The organism is Octadecabacter sp. SW4, assembly GCF_008065155.1.
In the GTDB taxonomy this organism is placed as follows: domain Bacteria; phylum Pseudomonadota; class Alphaproteobacteria; order Rhodobacterales; family Rhodobacteraceae; genus SW4.
This window is the reverse complement of the sequence record NZ_CP042819.1, coordinates 326,512-347,712: the sequence shown is the minus strand read 5'-3', so window position 1 is coordinate 347,712 and position 21,201 is coordinate 326,512. Positions and strand designations below refer to the sequence as shown.

Genomic DNA, 21,201 nt, shown 5'->3' with positions numbered 1-21,201 from the left:
AAGCATGGGGAAAATGAACGTTAGTGTGCGGTGCCAATGGAAGTTATCGTCGTCGCTGTCGTGCTTGGCGCAATTATTGCCTACCTGGTTGGGGCTTCGACCCCGCGCCGCAGAGGAAAGCGGCACAGCAATTATCGTCGCGAACCGACGGTCCGTTCTCTCGGAACCGGCAGAAATCTTCCACCAGTCACCCGCCCCAACGAGGGCTCGCGCCTGGTTCGTGCGCGGCAGGAAAAGGCCCGGGCAGCCCACCGCCTGTCCGAACGGCCCGATCATCCGCCACCGCCTCCGATACCCGCTTCCCGCAAACTGGTTGGCCGCGCGTGGGTTATTGACGGTGATACAATTGCAATTGACCGCATCAAGATACGTCTGGCCGGGATTGACGCACCGGAACTGGACGAACCCTGGGGGCGCAAATCCAAATGGGCGATGGTCAATATCTGCAAGGGCAAAACGATCCACGTCGACCTTACGGGCGAGACATCATATGACCGGCTTGTTGGCACCTGCTATCTGCCCGACGGCACTGACATAGGCGCAGAACTGATCAAGGCGGGGCTGGCGTTGGACGGTAGCTATTATTCCAAGGGGAAGTATTTGCATCTGGAGCCGGAGGGGGTGCGGCAACGGCTGAAGTTTTATGGGCTGAAACAGCGTCGCTAGGGACGGGTGGGTTACAAACCCACCTTACTGCCTCACCGGCGGGGTGATTGTCGGCCTTGGATCAGCGCCAAAGTAGTGCTGCATAACAGATGCGCGCAGTAACAAAGTGATAAGGATCGCATGCATCGCGGCAGCTATAAAGAACATCGCACCACCGAACGCCTGGATCATAAAGAACGCGGGCCAGGGCGTGGTCAGGTGCACGATATAGGCTGACATCGCGTCCCATATCCCAAGCGCGTTCCAGATCAGCGCCGCGGTCCAAACCCAAAGGCCCGCGCGTTTTGCAAGTAGATAGGCAACCAAGAGCCCGCTGACTCCGATCACCGCATCCCCGATCAGAGGCATGAGCCAGGCGATGGGCGGATCGCCAATACCGCCTCTGCCAGCCCGATGAATGAACGCCAGGGTCATCATGCGTCCCGAAAGCATGAGTGTCAGAAGAAGAATGAGACTGCGCATTGTGAACCTCCATTGCTTGCGAAATGCAAGCAAATGTGACTTTGCCGAATTTGCTTGTTTTTTGCAAGTAAGTTCGGCATTGGCTAGGTATGACTGAAGTGAGTGGAAAATGCCCTGTCGTCTTTGCGCTTGATGTGATCGGCGACAGGTGGAGCTTATTGGTCCTGCGCGACATGCTTTTTCGTGGCAAACGGACCTATGGCGACTTCCTGAAATCCCACGAGAAGATTTCAACGAATATTCTGGCCGACCGGCTTGGGAAGCTTGAGGCGGCCGGCATGATCGCCAAAGTGCCCGCGCGCCCAAACTCGCCCCGCAAGGCCTATAAGATGACAGAAAAGGGCGCGGATATGCTGCCGGTCATTCTGGAAATGATCGCGTGGAGTGCGAAATATGACCGCTACCCCGAAGGCGCCGCATTGATCGCGGGGGCGCCCGACGATCTGTTGCACCGGATCAAGACAGATCGCGACGGGTTGATGGCTGAGTTACGCTTGGCGCTGCAGTAAGGCGGTGCCGCGTCGGCAAGTAACCCGCGTGACGTCGCGAACAATACCGTCAGCCCTTAAACGAAAACCCCCGCCGATTTCTCGACGGGGGTTTCCTATTTCGCCGGTGGGTTCAAGACCCACTTTACGGTCTGTCGGTAAGGTGGGTTTCGACCCACTTACCTGATTACCAATCCTCGCGGACGATTGTGCGTGTCTTGACCGGCAGCTTCATCGCGGCAAGGCGCAGTGCCTCGCGGGCGACAACTTCGCTGACACCGTCGATCTCGAACATCACGCGTCCTGGCTTGACCTTGCAGGCCCAGAAATCGACCGAGCCTTTACCCTTACCCATACGCACTTCGATGGGCTTGGAGGTAACAGGCAGGTCTGGAAAAATACGGATCCAGACACGGCCCTGACGCTTCATGTGGCGCGTCATGGCACGGCGGGCGGCTTCGATCTGGCGCGCGGTCACACGTTCAGGTTCAACCGCCTTGAGGCCGTAAGTGCCAAAGTTCAGATCGGACCCACCTTTGGCCTGACCCTTGATCCGGCCCTTGTGCATCTTGCGGAATTTGGTGCGTTTTGGTTGCAGCATATCCTAGTCCTCCGATCAGCGACGGCCGCCAGCACCGCGAGGTGTTGGGCCATCCTGGAGTTCCTGTTGCTTACGGTCACGCGCCTGTGGATCGTGCTCCATGATCTCGCCTTTAAAGATCCAGGTCTTGATCCCGATGATGCCATAGGCAGTCATCGCTTCGACGTGTGCGTAATCGATGTCGGCACGCAGTGTGTGAAGCGGCACGCGCCCTTCACGATACCATTCGGTCCGCGCGATTTCCGCGCCGCCAAGACGGCCCGCAAGGTTCACACGGATGCCAAGGGCACCCATCCGCATTGCATTCTGCACGGCGCGCTTCATGGCACGACGGAAGGACACACGGCGTTCAAGCTGCTGCGCAATGCTTTCGCCAACCAGTTGCGCATCGAGTTCCGGCTTGCGCACTTCAACGATGTTGAGGTGCAGCTCGCTGTCGGACATCGCGGCCAGCTTTTTGCGCAGGGTTTCAATGTCCGCGCCTTTCTTGCCGATGATGACGCCGGGGCGGGCAGTGTGAATGGTCACACGGCACTTTTTGTGCGGACGCTCGATGATCACGCGGGAAACGCCAGCTTGGTAGCATTCCTTCTTGATGAACTCGCGCATGCGGATGTCTTCCAGCAGCAGGTCACCAAAATCCTTGGTGTCTGCATACCAGCGGCTGTCCCAGGTGCGGTTGACCTGAAGACGCATGCCGACGGGGTTTACTTTGTTACCCATTACGCTTGCTCCTCGACCTGACGGACTGTGATTGTAAGCTCTGCAAAGGGCTTCATGATCTTGCCAAACCGGCCACGTGCGCGCGGACGACCGCGCTTCATGGTCAGGTTCTTGCCAACGTAGGCTTCGGCGACGACCAGTTCATCAACATCCAGGTTGTGGTTGTTTTCGGCGTTGGCGATGGCGGACTGAAGGCATTTCTTCACATCTGCCGCGATCCGCTTTTTCGAGAAAGTCAGGTCCGTGAGGGCCTTGTCGACTTTCTTGCCGCGGATCATCGCTGCGACGAGGTTAAGTTTCTGCGGCGACGTGCGAAGCATCTTGGACTTTGCCATTGCTTCATTGTCAGCCACGCGGCGGGGATTCTTATCCTTGCTCATGGCTTATTTCCGCTTCGCTTTTTTGTCGGCGGCGTGGCCATAATAGGTGCGGGTTGGCGAATATTCACCGAACTTCTGACCAATCATGTCTTCCGTGACGTTGACGGGGATGTGCTTCTTGCCGTTGTAGACGCCGAACGTCAGGCCAACGAACTGAGGCAGGATGGTTGAGCGACGCGACCAGATCTTGATCACTTCGTTGCGGCCGCCTTCGCGGGACGCTTCGGCCTTCTTGAGGACATATGAGTCCACAAACGGGCCTTTCCAGACTGAACGAGACATGCTTAACGCCCCTTTTTCTTGGCGTGACGCGAGCGGATGATCAGCTTCTGCGACGCCTTGTTCTTGTTACGGGTGCGCGCACCCTTCGTGGGCTTACCCCAAGGCGTCACAGGGTGGCGACCACCCGATGTGCGACCTTCACCACCACCGTGCGGGTGATCGACCGGGTTCATGACAACACCACGCACAGAGGGGCGGATGCCCTTGTGACGGTTGCGACCGGCTTTCCCGAGGTTCTGGTTGGAGTTGTCAGGGTTGGACACGGCACCGACGGTGGCCATGCATTCCTGACGCACGAGGCGAAGTTCACCCGAGGACAGGCGGATCTGCGCGTAGCCACCATCACGACCAACGAATTGGGCGTAGGTGCCTGCGGCGCGGGCGATCTGCCCACCCTTGCCCGGCTTCATCTCGATGTTGTGGATGATCGTGCCGATAGGCATACCGCTGAACGGCATTGCGTTGCCCGGCTTGATATCGGCCTTGGCCGACGCGATCACCTTGTCACCAACAGCAAGGCGCTGGGGGGCGAGGATATAGGCCTGCTCGCCGTCCGTATATTGGACGAGGGCGATAAAGGCTGTGCGGTTCGGGTCATATTCGATGCGCACGACTGTTGCCGCGACATCCATCTTGTTCCGCTTGAAATCGACAATACGATAGAGACGCTTTGCGCCCCCACCGATGCGACGCATCGTGATCCGTCCGGTGTTGTTCCGTCCGCCCGATTTTGTCAGACCCTGCGTGAGGGCCTTGACGGGGCGACCTTTCCAAAGCTCCGAACGGTCGATCAGCACCAGCCCGCGCTGGCCCGGCGTCGTCGGCTTATACGACTTAAGTGCCATGTTAGCTTCTTCCGTTTGCTTGGCGGACCCCTTGCGAGGCCCTGATGTTAGAGGCCCCCGTAGGTGCCCGTTGTTTTACCTCAACGTCCCGGACCTGATCCGGGACCTCTTGGTGGTTGTGTCCTCCCGCGTCTGGCGAGAGAGACCCCGGATCAAGTCCGGGGCGTGGTGAAAACCACGCAAAAACGAAGCCCCGGACGAATCCGAGGCAACGCGATGGGTTCACTTAGAAGAGAGAGGGGGTGGGGTCAAGGGATTGCTAGCCAAATAGCACCTATTGCACCCTGCTGCACCCCAAGCCGGGCGCGCGCCTGACCGGGGATGGCGCACTGACAGCGTTAGGAAGCCATTTATGGTCGCCAAGCACATTCCACAGAAAGAAGCGTCAGCGCACCGCCGCCAAAGCGCCAGCCCGCCGGACGGTCAGGCGCTCGCGCGGCGCGTTTGGGCTGTTTGCGGGCAATACCATGACGTTAGTATTTACTAGACAGCCAAATTGTCTGAAGTTCTTTGCAATTCATTGCGGGGTTTACATGAATGCTAATAAAGCGAAATGACTACGAGAGAATCTATCAGTTAATTGCAGCAGTGGTCGAAAGCGAAGACGGCAGTCCGGCACATGCTTGCATGAACTTCAGCATATTTGGCGCTCATATCTTAGCTGAGCACTTCAAGCTTTCGCCTTCCGTGAAGTGTGGTTTGGCCGCATTTCACTTGGGCGGGGATAATGATGTTCTCTGCTTTGGCGAGTTGCGCGATGAAGGAGTCACATTCTCCGAGGACGGGTTCCACTGCTGGATTGAAGCTGATGGTTGGATCATTGACTTCATGGCTCCGCAGTTCGCGGTGTTGTCTGACAGCACTGATGCCGCTGAGCCAAGAATGTTCCAGAAGAAGTCGGACCTGATGGCGCTCGATCCGAGCGAGATTAGGAGCAAAGGCGATTTCTTTTTGAAACACGATCAATACTTTGCAGAGTCGTTGTTGATGCCACATATTGAACGCCCAGACATTCAAGACCTTGCAGAGATATGCTCGAATTGGTTCAGGAAGACGCCGCTAAAAATTCCGCAGTATATAGCAACAATGGATAAAGGTGGTCGGCGCCGAGATATTGTACTCAAACCTAAGAAGCTTCGTTCGAATTGGTAGCGAAGAGCGCTACTAAGAACAACAAAACGGAGCAAACCATCCGCGACAAAAAAAGCCCCCCGCCAATCCGGCGAGGGGCTTTCTCAATTCTTATCGGTGTGGCGGGACAAGTCCCGCCCTACTTGGGGCGGGGTTAAACCCGCCGCGCCGGTCAAAGACCGGTGCTCACGTCAATCGTGTTGCCTTCTTCAAGCGTCACGTAGGCTTTCTTGACGTCTTTGCGCTTGCCGAGTTGGCCGCGGAAGCGCTTGGACTTGCCTTTGGTAATCGTGGTGTTCACCGCTTTGACCTTGACCCCAAAGAGCGTCTCGACGGCCTCTTTGATCATTGGTTTGTTCGCATCAATCGCCACTTCGAAAACAACGGCGTTGGCTTCGGAAGCCATTGTTGCTTTCTCGGTGATGATCGGCTTGCGGATCACGTCGTAATGTTCTGCCTTGGTGCTCATTTCAAACGGGCCTCCAGTGCTTGCACGCCTGCTTTGGTCAACACGAGCGTGTCGCTGCGCAGGATGTCATAGACGTTTGCGCCCATTGTGGGCAGGATATCCAGACCTTCGATGTTGCGTGCGGCGCGGAGGAAATCCTCGTTGACGGTTGCGCCATCGATGATCAAGGCACGCTTCCAGCCAAGGTTTTTCACCTGCTTGGCCAGTTCTGCCGTTTTCGCGGCGGAAGTTGCGGCTTCGATAATGACCAGCTCACCAGCCGCCTGCTTGGCGGACAGCGCGTGGCGCAGACCCAGCTTGCGGAACTTTTTGGTCAACTCGTGGCCGTGGCTGCGTGGGGTTGGACCCTTGTAGACACCACCGGACCGGAAGATCGGAGCCGAACGCGCGCCGTGGCGTGCGCCGCCGGTGCCCTTTTGGCGATAGATCTTCTTGGTCGAATAGCTCACCTCGCGGCGCGTCTTGACCTTGTGCGTGCCAGCCTGGGCGTTGTTGCGCTGCCAGCGCACGACGCGGTGCAGGATGTCGATGCGTGGCTCAAGACCAAAGATGGCCTCGTCCAGATCGACGGAACCAGCTTTCTTGCCGTCCAGTTTGATTGCATCAGCTTTCATCAGACTCGCCTCCTTCAGCGGCGTCATCGGCCGGGGCTTCGTTTGCAGCGTCGGCTTCGGCGGCTTCCAGTGCAGCCTGTTCCGCTTCGGCAGCGGCCTTGGCGGCGGCTTCCTCTTCGGCGGCGGCAGCGGCAGCGGCTTCGGCGGCCAGACGCTCGGCTTCTTCCTTCATGGACTTCAGACCAGCGGGGTAGATCACGTTTTCAGGGGTCGGCTTTTTCACCGCATCCTTGACCGTGACCCAGCCGCCCTTTGAGCCGGGAACAGCGCCTTTGACCATGATCAAGCCACGGTCGGCGTCTGTGCGCACAACTTGCAGGTTCTGGGTGGTGATTTTCGCAGCACCCATATGACCGGCCATTTTCTTGCCTTTGAAAACCTTGCCCGGGTCCTGACACTGACCGGTGGAGCCGTGCGAACGGTGCGAAATCGACACACCGTGCGTGGCCCGCAGACCGCCAAAGTTGTGACGCTTCATGGCACCGGCAAAGCCTTTACCAATCGACGTGCCGGACACGTCGACAAACTGACCTTCAAAGTAGTGGTTCGCTGTGATTTCTTCGCCAACCTCGATCAAGTTTTCGGGGGCCACGCGGAATTCAGCAACCTTGCGCTTGGGCTCGACCTTGGCCGCGGCAAAGTGGCCACGCATTGCCTGGCTCGTGCGCTTCACCTTGGCCGTGCCTGCACCCAACTGAACAGCGGTGTAGCCATCAGTTTCGGTGGTGCGCTTGGCAACAACCTGAAGCTTGTCGAGTTGAAGAACGGTCACAGGAATCTGCTTGCCGTCTTCCATGAACAGGCGGGTCATCCCCACCTTTTTTGCGATAATACCGGAACGCAACATATCTGGTGCCTCCCCTATACCTTGATCTCGACGTCAACACCGGCAGCCAGGTCGAGCTTCATCAGCGCGTCCACGGTCTGGGGTGTCGGGTCGACGATATCCAGCAGACGCTTGTGCGTGCGGATTTCGAACTGATCACGGGATTTCTTGTCGATGTGGGGTCCACGCAGAACGGTGAACTTTTCGATCTTGTTCGGAAGCGGGATCGGGCCCCGGACCGAAGCACCCGTGCGCTTGGCTGTGTTGACGATTTCCAGCGTGCTGGCGTCGAGCACACGGTAATCAAAAGCCTTGAGACGGATGCGAATATTCTGGCTAGCTGCCATGATGCATATCCCTTGTCTTTGGGATCTCAACGGAGAGGAGGACAGCGGCTCATCCGGCACCCTCGTCGCGTCGTTTGGTCCAACTTAAAAAGGGCACGGCAAAGCGCACCCTCGTTGGATTGCTGCCGTATAGGGGGAGTCGGAAAAGAAAGCAAGGCGAAGTCGCACCGAGCTGGGCAAAAGTTCGATGTGCCCCTATGCTTCTCCGCCCACGACCCCCATCCACAAGAAATGGAACGCGGTCACGTTGTCGAATAGGTCTTTGCTGTAAGAAAGATCACTTGCCAAGTTACCGTGGCGCAGCGCTATGGCATCATAACCCTGCCCGACCGCAGCAGCTGCCAGTGATGGAAAGCAGCCGATTACTTCGCCGATATCAATCCGTTTGCTGATCAGGTCCATATGCACGCCCGAATCCGACAGATTCGCTAGCAGCAGGTGCATGTAGCCTACCACCTGGCGCTCATCACCGGTCAGTTCCGCGAAGGCGGGTGCCTCGGCCCAATCTGGTGGCTGTTGTCTGGCGACCGTGCGCGCCCGGTGCACGCTGTAGGGGAGCAGAAAATACAATGGCGCATCATCAACAGCCAGTTGCTGGCCACTCCTTAGCGCTGCCAGACCGATGGCATAGGCGTCCGCCAGATCCGGGACCGAATGGATGGCTTCTGCCTTCTTCTCGGCCGCCACCCGCGCCTCGAAATGCCGCACCCCGGCATTGCGAAAGACCTTGTCGATTTCGACCTGTTTGGCTGCCGCTTCACGCCAACGTTGTCGGAACCCGTCTGCCTTCGTGATGTGAACGGGCAGCATGTGCGTGCAATGTGTCGTATATTCGGCGTCCGATGCACCGAACGCAAGCGCCATGCAAACCACGATGGCTTGATCCGATCCGGTCAATTCGTTTGGCGTCGAGACGTTTGCCCTCTCCATGAATTCCACGGTGTACCAATAGAAGGAGACAAGAAGGCAGTCCTGCAGCTTCACACCCTGTTCGATGTTTGCCTTGTCGTCGATGATCAGTTTGCGGCGATATTTCTCGTAAACCACCCGACGTGCCTGAACGTGCAGCTGCGCGACAATATCCGACCGCCCGCGGATCGGTGCAACCGTTGCCTCTGACGATGTAACGGCGCCGAGACCTAGGGCTTTCAGGATACGCTTCATGGCAGATGGTCCAGTTTCAAAAATCCGGTGGTTCTTGCGCCTCATCGTAGCCGTGAATGGTGGCATATGAAAAGCCGCCCCATTTCTGGGGCGGCCTTTTCGTTTGTGCGGTAACGTGGGTTTTGACCCACGTTACGATTGCTCAGGCGTCAGCGGTGCGGGTTCTCGTCGTTTCCGTTGGAAACGTCTGCAACCCGCCCAGCTAAATCATCATTCGATGATTTTGCTGACAACACCTGCGCCAACGGTGCGGCCGCCTTCGCGGATCGCGAAGCGCAACCCGTCTTCCATGGCGATCGGGGCGATCAGTTCGACTGTGAACTTCAGGTTATCGCCGGGCATCACCATTTCCGTGCCTTCGGGCAGCACAACCGTGCCGGTCACATCCGTCGTGCGGAAGTAGAACTGCGGACGGTAGTTGGCGAAGAACGGCGTGTGACGGCCACCCTCTTCCTTGGTCAGGATATAGGCTTCGGCCTCGAACTTGGTGTGCGGGTTCACAGAACCGGGCTTGCACAGAACCTGACCACGCTCAACGCCGTCACGGTCGATCCCGCGCAGCAGAACACCAACGTTGTCGCCAGCTTCACCGCGATCCAGCAGCTTGCGGAACATTTCAACGCCTGTGCAGGTCGTCTTGCCTGTGTCGCGGATCCCCACGATCGACAGTTCGTCGCCCACGTTCACAACACCACGTTCGATACGACCGGTCACAACCGTGCCGCGGCCCGAGATCGAGAACACGTCTTCGATCGGCATCAGGAACGGCTGGTCAACAGCGCGTGCAGGGGTCGGGATGTAGCTGTCAACAGCTTCCATCAGCGCCTTGATCGAGGTCTCGCCGATCTCGGGGTCGCGCCCTTCCATCGCCGCCAGCGCAGACCCGCGGATGATCGGAATATCGTCGCCGGGATATTCATACGAGCTCAGAAGCTCGCGGATTTCCATCTCGACCAGTTCCAGCAGCTCTTCGTCGTCAACCTGATCGACCTTGTTCATGTAAACAACCATGTAGGGGATACCCACCTGGCGGCCCAGCAGGATGTGCTCGCGCGTTTGCGGCATCGGGCCGTCGGCCGCGTTCACAACCAGGATCGCGCCGTCCATCTGGGCGGCACCGGTGATCATGTTCTTCACATAGTCGGCGTGCCCGGGGCAGTCGACGTGCGCATAGTGGCGCGTCTCGGTCTCATACTCGACGTGCGCCGTCGAGATCGTGATCCCGCGGGCCTTCTCCTCGGGCGCGCCGTCAATCGAGTCATACGCCTGAAAATCACCGAAATACTTGGTGATCGCTGCCGTCAACGTCGTCTTGCCGTGGTCAACGTGACCAATCGTGCCAATGTTTACGTGCGGTTTCGTGCGGGCAAACTTTTCCTTAGCCATGGTGGCCTCCTTAGATTTTTGTGTCGCTGTGGGCCAAGGCCCACGTTACGGTTTTGGGGTGGGTGGGCATCGCTGCCCACCGCTGAACTATGCGAATTTCGCCTGGATCTCTTCGGAGATGTTGGACGGAACCGGCTCGTAGTGGTCGAACTGCATCGTAAAGTTGGCACGGCCCGACGACATGGAGCGCAACGTGTTGATGTAGCCGAACATATTGGCCAGCGGCACGAAGCAATTGATCGCTACTGCGTTGCCGCGTGGCTCCTGACCTGTCACCTGACCGCGACGCGATGTGAGATCACCGATGATTCCGCCGGTATATTCTTCGGGCGTCACAACTTCGACCTTCATCACAGGTTCCAGCAGTTTCGCGCCGGCCTTTTTCATGGCTTCGCGCATCCACTGACGTGCCGCGATTTCAAACGCCAGCACCGAGGAGTCAACATCGTGGAATTTACCGTCGATCAGGGCGACCTTGAAGTCGATGACGGGGAAGCCAGCCAGTGGGCCGCTATCCATAACCGATTTCACACCCTTTTCGACACCGGGGATGTATTCCTTGGGAACGGCACCACCAACGATGCGGCTTTCAAAGGAGAAACCTTCGCCCGGTTCGGTCGGGGTGATGATCATCTTCACCTCGGCGAACTGACCAGACCCACCCGACTGTTTCTTGTGGGTGTAGGTGTGCTCTGCCTCGCGCGAAATGGTTTCGCGGTAGGCCACCTGAGGCGCACCGATGTTGGCTTCGACCTTGAATTCGCGCTTGAGACGATCCACCAGAATATCGAGGTGAAGTTCGCCCATGCCCTTCATGATGGTCTGACCTGATTCCAGATCGGTTTCCACACGGAAAGACGGGTCTTCGGCGGCCAGACGGGCCAGACCCTGCGACATTTTCTCTTGGTCGGCTTTGGTCTTTGGCTCAACGGCGATTTCGATAACCGGATCGGGGAACGTCATCGTCTCCAGAACAACAGGATCTTTGTCGTCGCACAGGGTGTCACCTGTTGTTGTGTCTTTAAGACCTGCAAGCGCGATAATATCGCCAGCGAATGCTTCTTCGATTTCCTCGCGGTTGATCGAGTGCATCATCATCATCCGGCCCACACGCTCTTTTTTGCCCTTGGTAGAGTTGAGCATCGTATCGCCTTTCTTCAGCACACCCGAGTAGATGCGTGTGAAGGTCAGCGAGCCAACAAAGGGGTCGTTCATGATTTTGAAGGCAAGGCCCGAGAAGGCCATATCATCATCCGCGCGACGCGGGATGTTGCGCGTTTCAGTTTCGTCACCGGGTTTGAAGCCCATGTAATCGACAACGTCCAGCGGGCTGGGCAGATAGTCGATGACAGCGTTCAGCAAAGGCTGCACACCCTTGTTCTTGAACGCAGAGCCGCACAGAACGGGAATGAATTTGATGGCCAGCGTGCCTTTGCGGATCAGCTTGCGCAGCTCCTCGACGGAAGGCTCGGCACCATCCATAAGGTAGTTTTCCATCGCATCGTCGTCCATTTCGACAGCGGTTTCGATCAGCTTGGCGCGCCACTCGGCGGCCTGCTCCTTCAGGCTGTCACGAATTTCGCGCTGTTCCCATGATGCGCCAAGGTCTTCACCAGCCCAGACCCATTCTTTCATGGTGACCAGATCGACCATGCCTTCCAGCTCGGTCTCGGCCCCAATCGGGATTTGGATCGGCGCAGGTGTGGCACCTGTGCGGTCCTTGATCATGTGCACGCAGTTGAAGAAATCCGCGCCGATCTTGTCCATCTTGTTGACGAACACGATGCGCGGGACCTTGTAGCGGTCAGCCTGACGCCAGACGGTTTCGGTCTGAGGTTCAACACCGGCGTTGGCGTCCAGAACGGCAACTGCGCCGTCAAGCACGGCCAGCGAGCGTTCAACTTCGATCGTAAAGTCGACGTGGCCGGGGGTGTCGATGATGTTCATCCGATACTTGGTGTCGGATGTCGCATCTGCGGTGGGTTCTTCCTGACGCTGCCAGAAAGTCGTCGTCGCAGCCGAGGTGATCGTGATGCCACGTTCCTGTTCCTGCTCCATCCAGTCCATCGTCGCGGCGCCGTCGTGGACTTCGCCGATGTTGTGGGACTTGCCGGTGTAGAACAGAATGCGCTCGGAGCAGGTCGTTTTACCCGCGTCGATGTGCGCCATGATGCCAAAGTTGCGGTAACGTGCGAGGGGATAATCGCGTGCCATTTCGGTGCTTTCCTCTTACCAGCGGTAGTGGCTGAACGCTTTGTTCGCGTCGGCCATTTTGTGGGTGTCTTCGCGCTTTTTCACGGCGGTGCCGCGACCGTTGACTGCATCAAGCATTTCACCGGCAAGGCGTTCTTCCATCGTGTTTTCGTTGCGCTTTTTAGCGGCGGCGATCAGCCAGCGGATGGCCAGGGCTTCGCGGCGCTCGGGGCGGACTTCGACGGGCACCTGATAGGTGGCACCACCGACGCGGCGCGAGCGCACTTCGACGGATGGTTTGATCAGATCAAGACCCTCGTGGAACACTTCCAGCGGGGACTTTTTCAGTTTGGCTTCAACGCGGTCGAACGCGTTGTAAACGATCCGTTCGGCGACGGATTTTTTCCCGTCAACCATCAGGTTGTTCATGAACTTGGTCAAAACCTTATCGCCAAATTTGGCGTCGGGCAGAATCTCGCGTTTTTCAGCGGCGTGACGACGTGACATGCTATCTTTTCCTTACTTCGGACGCTTCGCGCCGTACTTCGAACGACGTTGCTTACGGTCTTTGACGCCCTGCGTATCCAGAACACCGCGCAAGATGTGGTAACGCACACCGGGAAGGTCTTTGACGCGGCCGCCACGGATCAGAACCACCGAGTGCTCCTGAAGGTTGTGGCTTTCGCCGCCGATGTAGCTGATGACCTCGAAGCCATTTGTCAGGCGCACCTTGGCGACCTTACGCATGGCCGAGTTCGGCTTTTTGGGTGTCGTTGTATAAACGCGGGTGCAAACGCCGCGCTTTTGTGGACACTGTTCCAGGTGCTGCGACTTGGAGACTTTACGTTTTGGCTGACGCGGTTTGCGGATCAGCTGCTGAATCGTTGGCATTGGGCTTTGTTCCCCGTTCCTACACATGTGTGCGGCCCCGCAGGTCCGCGTTTCGATTGGTTTGCATCACGCCTGCGCGTAACACAAAAAACCCGCAGTCGTTCCCTTACCGGAGGAACGGTGCGGTGGGTATACAGAGGATCGGGACAATAAAGGCGTCCAGATCTTGACCACTTCAACTTTGATGTCTGGACACAAAAGGGAATTACCCGCGCCCAAGTGCGCGCTTCATAGGGGGAGTCGGATAAGGTGTCAACAGCGTGCGGCGTGCGTTCGCTAGCGGACGCGCAGCCCGATCGTGGGCGTTTTGACACTGCGTTCGCGGTAAAGGGTAAACAGGCCCGTTCCCACGACGATCAAAGCGCCCAGCAGCGTCAGCCAGTTTGGCCATTCGCCAAAGAACACCAACCCAAGGATCAGCGCCACCAGCAGGCTGGTATAGCGGAATGGCGCAACAAAGCCGATGTCCCCGCCGCGCATCGCTGTGACGGCCGCGATATAACCAACCGCCAGACAACCCGCCGCCGCAGCCAGTTGCAGGGCGGCCTTGGCGCTTGGCATGACCCAGATTTCGCCGGTTCCGGCCACCAAGGCCAGGGCCGTCACGCCAACGGCCGCCACCAATGCCACGAGGATTGACGGCACGGTGGCCGTCAACTTGCGCGCGGCAAGGTCGCGCACGGTGACGGCGATGACAGCGGCAATGCCCAGGACGGAATAGATACTGAACCCATCAGTGCCGGGCTGCACGATCAGGATCACCCCAACAAAGCCGATCAAGATCGCCGTCAGCCTGCGCCAGCCCACGGGTTCGCGCAGGAACAGCGCCGCCGCCAGCGTCACCGTCAACGGCAGGGCTTGCAGAATTGCGGAGAGGTTGGCGATAGGCATTTTGAACAGTGCCGTCAGGAAAAACAGCGTGCCAATTGCTTCGGCCGCGGTGCGCAGCGCGACCAACCCCCAGTCACGTTTAGCAGCGCGCAAGGTAAAGTTACCCCAGATCAGCGCGACGACGATCAGCACGGCTGTAATCATCAAGCCGCGCAAGGCGATCGCCTGAAAGAACGGCACCTCGTCAGAGGCCGCTTTCATCAACGCATCATTCACGGTGAACGCTGACATCGACAGCATCATCAGAATGGCAGCGCGCATATTGTCTGAAAGGGCATTCATGATTTCCGGTAGCAGCGGTTGACGATGGACGCCAGACAATTTGCGTGTTTGTCTGAGGCATGGTTGACCGATCAGAACAAATTACCGTCTTTGGTGCGATGCGAAACGAAGGCCCATTCATTGTCGAATGGGTCTGTTGGTATCGGATGCTGGGTTTTGAGGTGCTGATCGCCACCAACGATTGCACCGATCATTCGGTGGCCCTGCTTGACCGCCTGGCCGAAGAGGGCTGGCTGACTCATATCACCCACGCGCCCGAAGAACGCCAGCCGCCCAAACAATCGGCCCACCGTGTCGGGCTTGCCCATCCGCTGATGCGGGATGCCGATTGGGCGATGGTCTGTGACGTCGATGAATTTCTCGTGCTGCACGAAGGGGACGGCACGATCCAAAGCTATCTTGAAGGGCGCGATACGCACGTGGCCGGTATCTGCTTTAGCTGGATGTGTTTTGGCGCGGGCGGCTGGAAACGCTATCATGACGGGCTTGTGCATCGCCAGTTTCGCCGCCGCGGCCCCGAAAGCCAGCGGGTGAACATGCCCTTCAAGTCGCTGTTCAAGACCCCTGCCCGCTATCGCCGCCTAAACGCCCATGCGCCCAGCGGCTTTGACGGAGACCGCACCCTGCCAGAAAACCGCTGGATTGATGGCGCCGGTCGCCCGATCCAGAAGTTTGTCGACACGGATCAGCCGATCCACCACCTATCGCCCGACCAGATCACCCATGCCAGCGCACAGATGAACCACTATGTGATCCGCTCCGAGGAAAGCTTTGACATCAAACGCGGCAAGCCAAGTGCGAGCGCGCTCAAGGATCGTTACACAGATCAGTTCTACCGCGCGCGCAATCGCAACGGGTTCAAGGATATCACCGCCTATAAATATGCCGAAAGCTTTGATCTGATTCACGCCGCCGCAATGGCGCTGCCCGATGTGGCGCGGCTGCATCACCTGTGCTGCGCCGATTATGTTGTGACTCTATGCGCACACAGGGGTGTCGATCACCGCACGGATGAACGCTGGATCAAGCATATGGACGCTGCCAGCGCGGGCTGATTGGATGGTAAGTTGCGATGCGATGTCCGCCCAGCGGACAAAGTGTGAAGTCGCTGCGGGGCGACGAGGGTCCGTTACCGGAAGATTGTGGCGTGTTGCGGGTCAGCAATCCAGTGCAACCGAAGACTAGGCCTTCAACTTCGTTTATGTTGCTGTCCTTGTTTCCCACCACTGATGCATGGCCTTAAATGCCGGCATCAATCTAATTGCATCTTCGGTGGCGCTGTACTCGACACGCGGCGGAACCTCCGCATAAATCTCTCGGTGCACTAAGCCATCATTCTCAAGGTCGCGAAGCTGCTTGGTCAGCATCGTCTGTGTAATCCCGGGAATGCTTTTTCGAAGCTCGCCAAACCTTTTTGTCCCGTTGAAGATCAGGATTTGGAGAATCGAAAGCTTCCACTTGCCGCCGATCATGGCAAACACAAGCGGCGCTGGACAGAGGTCCGCAACGGTTTTTTTACGCATAGCAAGCTCCAATGGTATTATTTTGATGCCTAGGTATCGAAATGTTGCCTACTTTTCAAAAGCAATGTTTTCCGCGAAGTTGAGTGCCAGCAGAGAAACGGAGCTCATGATGACAAATTCGTCGGAAAACTATCAAGGGAAAATACGCGTATCAGCGTCTCGGGAGGACAGCTTCCAGGCTGTCGCGACCCAGATGGACAAATGGTGGACAACGACGACCAGCGGCGCTTTCGGAAAGGTCGGAGACAAATTGACGGCGCGTTTTCCCCCTGATTACGGTCACTGGACATTCGAGGCGTCCGTCTTGAACTGGGGCAATCGTCTTGAGATGACTTGCGTTGATGCACACCACAAGGTCGATGGCCAGCCAAAAGAAATCGATCAGGAGTGGCTTGGGACAAGCATTATCTGGCAGTTTGAAACTGTCGGAGACAAGACGGAGATTACGATGATCCATGACGGTCTGACACCAACTCTGAACTGTTGGGAAATCTGCCTAGATGGTTGGAACCATTTCTTTCAGAACAGTTTGAAAGCGTTCTTGGACGGCGATCAAGCAAGCCCTCATTCCGCTGGATAGTTCTCCCGTACTCGGCTTCATAGCGGCCATTTGGGCACTGCGCAGCATCCCTCGCAATGGGCTCTAAGCAGACATTCTTCGGCCTTCACGCTTTCACAGCGTAGCCGGTTACGGTCGACATGAACCCCAACAAAAAAGGCCCCCGCGATTGCAGGGGCCTTTTTCGATTTCTTGAGACGCGCTTTATTCGTCGCGGCTTTCCGGGGTGTCGACGATCATGGAGTCGAACTCGTCACCGCCGACGACGTCCTCGGCCGCAGGTGCGGCCAGTGCGGCAGCTTGTTCGGCTTCCTCGCGGCGCGCCTGAATGACGACGTTGTCACGCTCGGTTGCGATACGTGTCACGTTTTGGGTTGCACCACCCGTGCCCGCCGGAATGAGACGACCAACGATGACGTTTTCCTTGAGGCCGACCAGCTTGTCACGCTTGCCCTGCACCGATGCTTCGGTCAGCACGCGCGTGGTTTCCTGGAACGACGCCGCCGAGATAAAGCTTCGGGTCTGCAGCGATGCCTTGGTGATGCCCAAAAGGATCGGTTCGCCCGTGGCTGGACGGCCACCACGCTTGATCGCCTTTTCGTTGGCTTCATCAAACTCGGCCTTGTCCACGTTTTCACCTTTCAGGAGCGTGGTTTCGCCACTGTCCTGAATCTCCCATTTCTGGAGCATCTGGCGCACGATGACTTCGATGTGCTTGTCGTTGATCTTCACGCCCTGCAGGCGATACACGTCCTGCACTTCGTCAATCATATAGTCCGCAAGCGCCTCGACACCCATCACCGCAAGAATATCGTGCGGTGCGGGGTTGCCATCCATGATGTAGTCACCCTTCTGGACGAAATCACCTTCCACGACGGGAATGTGCTTGCCCTTGGGCACCATGTATTCGACCTTGATGTCCGCATCTTCCGAGGACTCGATCGCGATACGGCGCTTGTTTTTATAGTCCTTGCCAAAGCGCACATAACCGTCGATTTCGGCGATGATCGCGTGATCCTTGGGGCGACGTGCTTCGAACAGTTCCGCAACACGTGGCAGACCACCGGTGATATCCTTGGTCTTGGCGCCTTCGCGCGGGATACGCGCGACAACGTCACCGGCCATGATCTCTTGGCCATCTTCCACGGACAGAACCGCATCAACCGACATGGTATAGGCGACGGGGTTGCCGTCATCCTTGGCCACGACTTCGCCGTCGGCACCCACAACGATGATCTTGGGGGCCAGTTCGTTGCCTTTGGGGGCAGCGCGCCAGTCCGACACGATCTTCTGGGTCATACCCGTTGCGTCATCGGTTTCTTCGCGCACGGCAATACCGTTCACGAGGTCCACATATTTGGCCGTGCCCGACTTTTCGGCGATGATCGGCAGGGTATAGGGATCCCATTCAAACATCTTGTCGCCGCGCATGATTTTGCCACCGTCCTTGACGAACACCTTGGAGCCATACCCAACCTTGTGGTTGGCCAGTTCCTCGCCGTTGTCATCCATGATGGCCAGAACCATGTTCCGGCCCATGACAACCTGCTCACCCGCCTGATTTTCAAGCAGGGTCGCGTTGCGGAATTCGACTTTGCCGGACTGGCTCGCCTCGAGGAAGGACTGCTGGCCACCCTGAGCAACGCCGCCGATGTGGAATGTCCGCATGGTCAGTTGGGTGCCGGGTTCACCGATGGACTGCGCCGCGATGATGCCGACGGCCTCACCTTGGTTGACCATGGTGCCGCGGGCAAGGTCACGCCCGTAACACGCCGCGCAGACGCCATCTTCGGCCTCGCAGGTCAGCGGGCTGCGGATGCGCATCTTCGCGATTCCGGCCGCATCAATGATGTCAGCGGTGCGTTCGTCGATCAGTTCGCCCTGCTTGACCAGCACTTCATCGGTGCCGGGCTTGAGAACGTCATCAGCCGACACACGACCAAGCACACGCTCGGCGAGGGACGACACGACTTCACCATCGTTGACTGCCGCTTCGGCAGTAATTGCGCGCTCGGTTCCGCAATCATGCTCGCGCACGATGCAGTCTTGGGCGACGTCCACCAGACGACGTGTCAGATAGCCCGAGTTGGCCGTTTTCAACGCCGTATCCGACAGACCCTTGCGGGCACCGTGGGTCGAGTTGAAGTATTCCAGAACGTTCAGGCCTTCCTTGAAGTTCGAGATGATGGGCGTTTCGATGATCTCGCCATTCGGCTTGGCCATCAAACCGCGCATCCCGCCCAGCTGCTTCATCTGCGTCACCGAACCACGCGCACCGGAGTGGGCCATCATGTAGACCGAGTTCGGCTCGTTTTCGGCACCGTTCTCGTCACGGCCATTGTCGGAAATCGTCGACATCATGGCTTCAGTGACCTTGTCGTTGGCCTTGGACCATGCATCGACAACTTTGTTGTATTTTTCGCCCTGTGTGATCAGGCCGTCCATATACTGTTGTTCAAAATCCTTGACCTGATCGCGTGTTTCATCGACCAGCGCCCACTTGGTGTCAGGTACAACCATGTCGTCCTTGCCGAACGAAATGCCTGCACGGAACGCCTCGCGGAAGCCCATTGTCATGATCTGATCACAGAAGATGACGCTCTCTTTCTGGCCGCAATACCGATAAACGGTATCAATGATCTGCTGCACCTCTTTCTTGCGCAGCAGACGGTTGACCAGTTCGAACGGTGCCTTGGCATTGAGCGGCAACAGCGCACCAAGGCGCAGACGGCCCGGTGTGGTTTCAAAGCGTTTGACGACTTCGTTGCCTTCGTTGTCGATCTGGGTGACGCGGGCCTGGATCTTGGCGTGCAGGTGCACGGTGCCATTGGCCAGCGCGTGCTCCACTTCTTCGATTGAACCAAAGGCCATGCCCTCGCCGGTCATGCCTTCGCGCTCAATGGTCGTGTAATACAGACCCAGAATCATATCCTGCGATGGAACAATGATCGGTGCGCCGTTGGCAGGCGACAGAACGTTGTTCGTGGACATCATCAAGACGCGCGCTTCCAGTTGCGCTTCCAGCGAAAGCGGGACGTGCACAGCCATCTGATCGCCGTCAAAGTCGGCGTTAAAGGCCGAACAGACCAGCGGGTGAAGCTGGATCGCTTTGCCTTCGATCAACACGGGTTCAAACGCCTGAATGCCCAGACGGTGCAGCGTCGGCGCACGGTTCAGCATGACAGGGTGTTCGCGGATGACCTCGTCCAGAATGTCCCAAACCTCGGGGCGTTCCTTTTCCACCAGCTTTTTCGCTTGCTTGACGGTAGATGACAGCCCCTTGGCTTCAAGGCGCGAATAGATAAACGGCTTGAACAGCTCCAAGGCCATTTTCTTGGGCAACCCGCACTGATGCAATTTCAGCTCTGGGCCGGTCACAATCACCGAACGGCCCGAGAAGTCGACGCGCTTGCCCAAAAGGTTTTGGCGGAAGCGGCCCTGCTTGCCCTTGAGCATGTCCGACAGCGATTTCAGCGGGCGCTTGTTGGCACCGGTGATCACGCGGCCACGACGGCCGTTGTCAAACAGCGCATCAACGGATTCCTGCAACATCCGCTTTTCGTTGCGCACGATGATGTCCGGCGCGCGCAACTCGATCAGACGCTTGAGACGGTTGTTCCGGTTGATCACACGACGATACAGATCGTTCAGATCAGACGTGGCAAAGCGACCCCCATCCAGCGGCACCAGCGGGCGCAATTCTGGCGGAATCACAGGCACAACGGTCAGGATCATCCATTCCGGACGGTTGCCGGATTCGATGAAGCTTTCGACGATCTTGAGGCGCTTGATGATCTTCTTGGGCTTGAGTTCACCGGTTGCCACGGCCAGATCGGCGCGCAGGGTTTCGGCTTCGCCCTCAAGGTCGATCGCGGCCAGCATTTCGCGGATCGCTTCGGCGCCGATATTGGCGGTGAAGGCGTCCATGCCGTAAACGTCTTGCGCATCAAGGTATTCTTCCTCGTTCATCAGCTGACCATAGGTAAGGTCAGTGAGGCCGGGTTCGATCACCACATAGTTTTCGAAATACAGGATGCGTTCCAGATCACGCAGGGTCATGTCCAGCATCAGGCCGATGCGGGATGGCAGCGACTTGAGGAACCAGATGTGTGCAACGGGCGACGCAAGCTCGATGTGGCCCATGCGCTCGCGGCGAACCTTTTGCAGCGTGACTTCGACACCGCATTTTTCGCAGACAACGCCGCGATACTTCATGCGCTTGTATTTGCCGCAAAGACATTCGTAGTCCTTGATCGGGCCAAAGATACGCGCGCAGAACAGACCGTCACGTTCCGGTTTGAACGTGCGGTAGTTGATGGTCTCGGGCTTTTTGATTTCGCCAAAGGACCACGACAGGATCCGTTCGGGCGATGCCAGCGACACCTTGATTTCGTCAAACGTTTTTGCCGGTGTGAGCGGGTTAAACGGATTGTTTGTCAGTTCCTGGTTCATCTTCAATTCCTTGAATTGCGGTGCAA

Annotated in this window: 23 protein-coding genes; 5 read left to right on the top strand and 18 right to left on the bottom strand. The window is 57.6% G+C overall.

All coding sequences use genetic code 11. The features are described from left to right. Window positions 1–36 precede the first annotated feature (36 nt). The gene (locus FTO60_RS01745; protein WP_148057010.1) at window positions 37–666 is read left to right on the top strand and encodes a thermonuclease family protein; all 630 of its coding nucleotides are present in this window, start codon (window positions 37–39) and stop codon (window positions 664–666) included. Between the two features lie 24 nt (window positions 667–690). Here the strand turns inward: FTO60_RS01745 and FTO60_RS01740 are convergent, their stop codons facing one another. Then, window positions 691–1,128, bottom strand: coding sequence for a hypothetical protein (locus FTO60_RS01740; protein WP_148054354.1), 438 nt, complete (start codon window positions 1,126–1,128; stop codon window positions 691–693). 89 nt (window positions 1,129–1,217) lie between these two features. On the opposite strand from FTO60_RS01740, the gene FTO60_RS01735 reads away from it, so the two are divergent. Then, entirely contained in the window at window positions 1,218–1,637 is a 420-nt protein-coding gene (locus FTO60_RS01735; RefSeq protein WP_148054353.1) for a helix-turn-helix domain-containing protein, read from the top strand. A 166-nt stretch (window positions 1,638–1,803) separates the two neighbouring features. On the opposite strand, the gene rplP is transcribed toward FTO60_RS01735, so the two are convergent. The 5 genes from rplP to rplB are packed head-to-tail and all read right to left on the bottom strand — an operon-like array spanning window position 1,804 to window position 4,447. Next, the gene (gene rplP, locus FTO60_RS01730; RefSeq protein ID WP_148054352.1) at window positions 1,804–2,217 is read right to left on the bottom strand and encodes a 50S ribosomal protein L16; all 414 of its coding nucleotides are present in this window, start codon (window positions 2,215–2,217) and stop codon (window positions 1,804–1,806) included. A 15-nt stretch (window positions 2,218–2,232) separates the two neighbouring features. Next, window positions 2,233–2,940, bottom strand: coding sequence for a 30S ribosomal protein S3 (gene rpsC / locus FTO60_RS01725; protein WP_148054351.1), 708 nt, complete (start codon window positions 2,938–2,940; stop codon window positions 2,233–2,235). Beyond that, complete coding sequence (gene rplV / locus FTO60_RS01720) at window positions 2,940–3,320, bottom strand: 50S ribosomal protein L22 (protein WP_148054350.1); 381 nt, start codon at window positions 3,318–3,320, stop codon at window positions 2,940–2,942. The genes rpsC and rplV overlap by 1 nt, the downstream gene beginning before the upstream one ends. Before the next feature lie 3 nt (window positions 3,321–3,323). Next, window positions 3,324–3,602 carry a 30S ribosomal protein S19 gene (gene rpsS / locus FTO60_RS01715; protein WP_148054349.1) on the bottom strand — a complete coding sequence of 93 codons (279 nt, stop codon included), beginning with the start codon at window positions 3,600–3,602 and terminating at the stop codon, window positions 3,324–3,326. 2 nt (window positions 3,603–3,604) lie between these two features. Beyond that, window positions 3,605–4,447 carry a 50S ribosomal protein L2 gene (gene rplB / locus FTO60_RS01710; protein ID WP_148054348.1) on the bottom strand — a complete coding sequence of 281 codons (843 nt, stop codon included), beginning with the start codon at window positions 4,445–4,447 and terminating at the stop codon, window positions 3,605–3,607. Between the two features lie 537 nt (window positions 4,448–4,984). Here rplB and FTO60_RS01705 point away from each other — a divergent pair. Continuing rightward, a complete protein-coding gene (locus FTO60_RS01705) occupies window positions 4,985–5,599 on the top strand; it encodes a DUF2026 family protein (protein WP_148054347.1) in 615 nt (204 codons plus the stop codon). A gap of 151 nt (window positions 5,600–5,750) precedes the next feature. Here FTO60_RS01705 and FTO60_RS01700 read toward each other — a convergent pair whose 3' ends face one another. From FTO60_RS01700 to FTO60_RS01655, 10 genes are all read right to left on the bottom strand, one after another. Continuing rightward, a complete protein-coding gene (locus tag FTO60_RS01700; RefSeq protein WP_148054346.1) occupies window positions 5,751–6,047 on the bottom strand; it encodes a 50S ribosomal protein L23 in 297 nt (98 codons plus the stop codon). Next, window positions 6,044–6,661, bottom strand: a complete 618-nt coding sequence (rplD, locus tag FTO60_RS01695) for a 50S ribosomal protein L4 (RefSeq protein WP_148054345.1) — start codon at window positions 6,659–6,661, stop codon at window positions 6,044–6,046. Before rplD ends, FTO60_RS01700 begins: the two co-directional genes overlap by 4 nt. Then, entirely contained in the window at window positions 6,651–7,508 is an 858-nt protein-coding gene (gene rplC / locus FTO60_RS01690) for a 50S ribosomal protein L3 (protein ID WP_148054344.1), read from the bottom strand. The genes rplD and rplC overlap by 11 nt, the downstream gene beginning before the upstream one ends. A 14-nt stretch (window positions 7,509–7,522) precedes the next feature. Further along, entirely contained in the window at window positions 7,523–7,834 is a 312-nt protein-coding gene (gene rpsJ / locus FTO60_RS01685; protein ID WP_148054343.1) for a 30S ribosomal protein S10, read from the bottom strand. 195 nt (window positions 7,835–8,029) lie between these two features. Further along, a complete protein-coding gene (locus FTO60_RS01680; protein ID WP_148054342.1) occupies window positions 8,030–8,998 on the bottom strand; it encodes a hypothetical protein in 969 nt (322 codons plus the stop codon). 210 nt (window positions 8,999–9,208) lie between these two features. Beyond that, complete coding sequence (tuf, locus tag FTO60_RS01675) at window positions 9,209–10,384, bottom strand: elongation factor Tu (RefSeq protein ID WP_148054324.1); 1,176 nt, start codon at window positions 10,382–10,384, stop codon at window positions 9,209–9,211. An 87-nt stretch (window positions 10,385–10,471) separates the two neighbouring features. Then, on the bottom strand, window positions 10,472–12,598 hold the full coding sequence (gene fusA, locus FTO60_RS01670) for an elongation factor G (RefSeq protein ID WP_148054341.1): 2,127 nt from the start codon (window positions 12,596–12,598) through the stop codon (window positions 10,472–10,474). Window positions 12,599–12,613: 15 nt separating this feature from the next. Beyond that, a complete protein-coding gene (gene rpsG / locus FTO60_RS01665) occupies window positions 12,614–13,084 on the bottom strand; it encodes a 30S ribosomal protein S7 (protein WP_148054340.1) in 471 nt (156 codons plus the stop codon). Between the two features lie 12 nt (window positions 13,085–13,096). Beyond that, on the bottom strand, window positions 13,097–13,468 hold the full coding sequence (gene rpsL, locus FTO60_RS01660; protein ID WP_148054339.1) for a 30S ribosomal protein S12: 372 nt from the start codon (window positions 13,466–13,468) through the stop codon (window positions 13,097–13,099). Window positions 13,469–13,744: 276 nt separating this feature from the next. Then, window positions 13,745–14,641: a DMT family transporter gene (locus FTO60_RS01655; RefSeq protein ID WP_148054338.1), complete on the bottom strand. Its 897-nt coding sequence runs from the start codon at window positions 14,639–14,641 to the stop codon at window positions 13,745–13,747. A gap of 59 nt (window positions 14,642–14,700) precedes the next feature. Here FTO60_RS01655 and FTO60_RS01650 point away from each other — a divergent pair, with 59 nt between their 5' ends. Then, window positions 14,701–15,696: a glycosyltransferase family 2 protein gene (locus tag FTO60_RS01650; protein WP_148054337.1), complete on the top strand. Its 996-nt coding sequence runs from the start codon at window positions 14,701–14,703 to the stop codon at window positions 15,694–15,696. A gap of 144 nt (window positions 15,697–15,840) precedes the next feature. Here the strand turns inward: FTO60_RS01650 and FTO60_RS01645 are convergent, their stop codons facing one another. Beyond that, window positions 15,841–16,164, bottom strand: coding sequence for a helix-turn-helix domain-containing protein (locus FTO60_RS01645; RefSeq protein ID WP_148054336.1), 324 nt, complete (start codon window positions 16,162–16,164; stop codon window positions 15,841–15,843). A 64-nt stretch (window positions 16,165–16,228) separates the two neighbouring features. Here FTO60_RS01645 and FTO60_RS01640 point away from each other — a divergent pair, with 64 nt between their 5' ends. Beyond that, a complete protein-coding gene (locus FTO60_RS01640) occupies window positions 16,229–16,744 on the top strand; it encodes an SRPBCC domain-containing protein (RefSeq protein WP_172623773.1) in 516 nt (171 codons plus the stop codon). Between the two features lie 183 nt (window positions 16,745–16,927). Here FTO60_RS01640 and rpoC read toward each other — a convergent pair whose 3' ends face one another. Further along, window positions 16,928–21,175 carry a DNA-directed RNA polymerase subunit beta' gene (rpoC, locus tag FTO60_RS01635; RefSeq protein WP_148054334.1) on the bottom strand — a complete coding sequence of 1,416 codons (4,248 nt, stop codon included), beginning with the start codon at window positions 21,173–21,175 and terminating at the stop codon, window positions 16,928–16,930. Between the last annotated feature and the right edge of the window lie 26 nt (window positions 21,176–21,201).

Bases quoted from the DNA above. Each gene is read 5' to 3' on its own strand.
- rplV (WP_148054350.1), bottom strand. From the start codon at position 3,320: ATGAGCAAGGATAAGAATCCCCGCCGCGTGGCTGACAATGAAGCAATG.
- FTO60_RS01645 (WP_148054336.1), bottom strand. From the start codon at position 16,164: ATGCGTAAAAAAACCGTTGCGGACCTCTGTCCAGCGCCGCTTGTGTTT.
- rplC (WP_148054344.1), bottom strand. From the start codon at position 7,508: ATGTTGCGTTCCGGTATTATCGCAAAAAAGGTGGGGATGACCCGCCTG.
- rplP (WP_148054352.1), bottom strand. From the start codon at position 2,217: ATGCTGCAACCAAAACGCACCAAATTCCGCAAGATGCACAAGGGCCGG.
- FTO60_RS01640 (WP_172623773.1), top strand. From the start codon at position 16,229: ATGTTTTCCGCGAAGTTGAGTGCCAGCAGAGAAACGGAGCTCATGATG.
- tuf (WP_148054324.1), bottom strand. From the start codon at position 10,384: ATGGCTAAGGAAAAGTTTGCCCGCACGAAACCGCACGTAAACATTGGC.
- rplD (WP_148054345.1), bottom strand. From the start codon at position 6,661: ATGAAAGCTGATGCAATCAAACTGGACGGCAAGAAAGCTGGTTCCGTC.
- FTO60_RS01650 (WP_148054337.1), top strand. From the start codon at position 14,701: ATGGTTGACCGATCAGAACAAATTACCGTCTTTGGTGCGATGCGAAAC.
- rpsL (WP_148054339.1), bottom strand. From the start codon at position 13,468: ATGCCAACGATTCAGCAGCTGATCCGCAAACCGCGTCAGCCAAAACGT.
- FTO60_RS01740 (WP_148054354.1), bottom strand. From the start codon at position 1,128: ATGCGCAGTCTCATTCTTCTTCTGACACTCATGCTTTCGGGACGCATG.
- rpoC (WP_148054334.1), bottom strand. From the start codon at position 21,175: ATGAACCAGGAACTGACAAACAATCCGTTTAACCCGCTCACACCGGCA.
- rplB (WP_148054348.1), bottom strand. From the start codon at position 4,447: ATGGCACTTAAGTCGTATAAGCCGACGACGCCGGGCCAGCGCGGGCTG.
- FTO60_RS01655 (WP_148054338.1), bottom strand. From the start codon at position 14,641: ATGAATGCCCTTTCAGACAATATGCGCGCTGCCATTCTGATGATGCTG.
- rpsC (WP_148054351.1), bottom strand. From the start codon at position 2,940: ATGGGTAACAAAGTAAACCCCGTCGGCATGCGTCTTCAGGTCAACCGC.
- FTO60_RS01700 (WP_148054346.1), bottom strand. From the start codon at position 6,047: ATGAGCACCAAGGCAGAACATTACGACGTGATCCGCAAGCCGATCATC.
- FTO60_RS01680 (WP_148054342.1), bottom strand. From the start codon at position 8,998: ATGAAGCGTATCCTGAAAGCCCTAGGTCTCGGCGCCGTTACATCGTCA.
- rpsG (WP_148054340.1), bottom strand. From the start codon at position 13,084: ATGTCACGTCGTCACGCCGCTGAAAAACGCGAGATTCTGCCCGACGCC.
- FTO60_RS01735 (WP_148054353.1), top strand. From the start codon at position 1,218: ATGACTGAAGTGAGTGGAAAATGCCCTGTCGTCTTTGCGCTTGATGTG.
- fusA (WP_148054341.1), bottom strand. From the start codon at position 12,598: ATGGCACGCGATTATCCCCTCGCACGTTACCGCAACTTTGGCATCATG.
- FTO60_RS01705 (WP_148054347.1), top strand. From the start codon at position 4,985: ATGCTAATAAAGCGAAATGACTACGAGAGAATCTATCAGTTAATTGCA.
- FTO60_RS01745 (WP_148057010.1), top strand. From the start codon at position 37: ATGGAAGTTATCGTCGTCGCTGTCGTGCTTGGCGCAATTATTGCCTAC.
- rpsJ (WP_148054343.1), bottom strand. From the start codon at position 7,834: ATGGCAGCTAGCCAGAATATTCGCATCCGTCTCAAGGCTTTTGATTAC.
- rpsS (WP_148054349.1), bottom strand. From the start codon at position 3,602: ATGTCTCGTTCAGTCTGGAAAGGCCCGTTTGTGGACTCATATGTCCTC.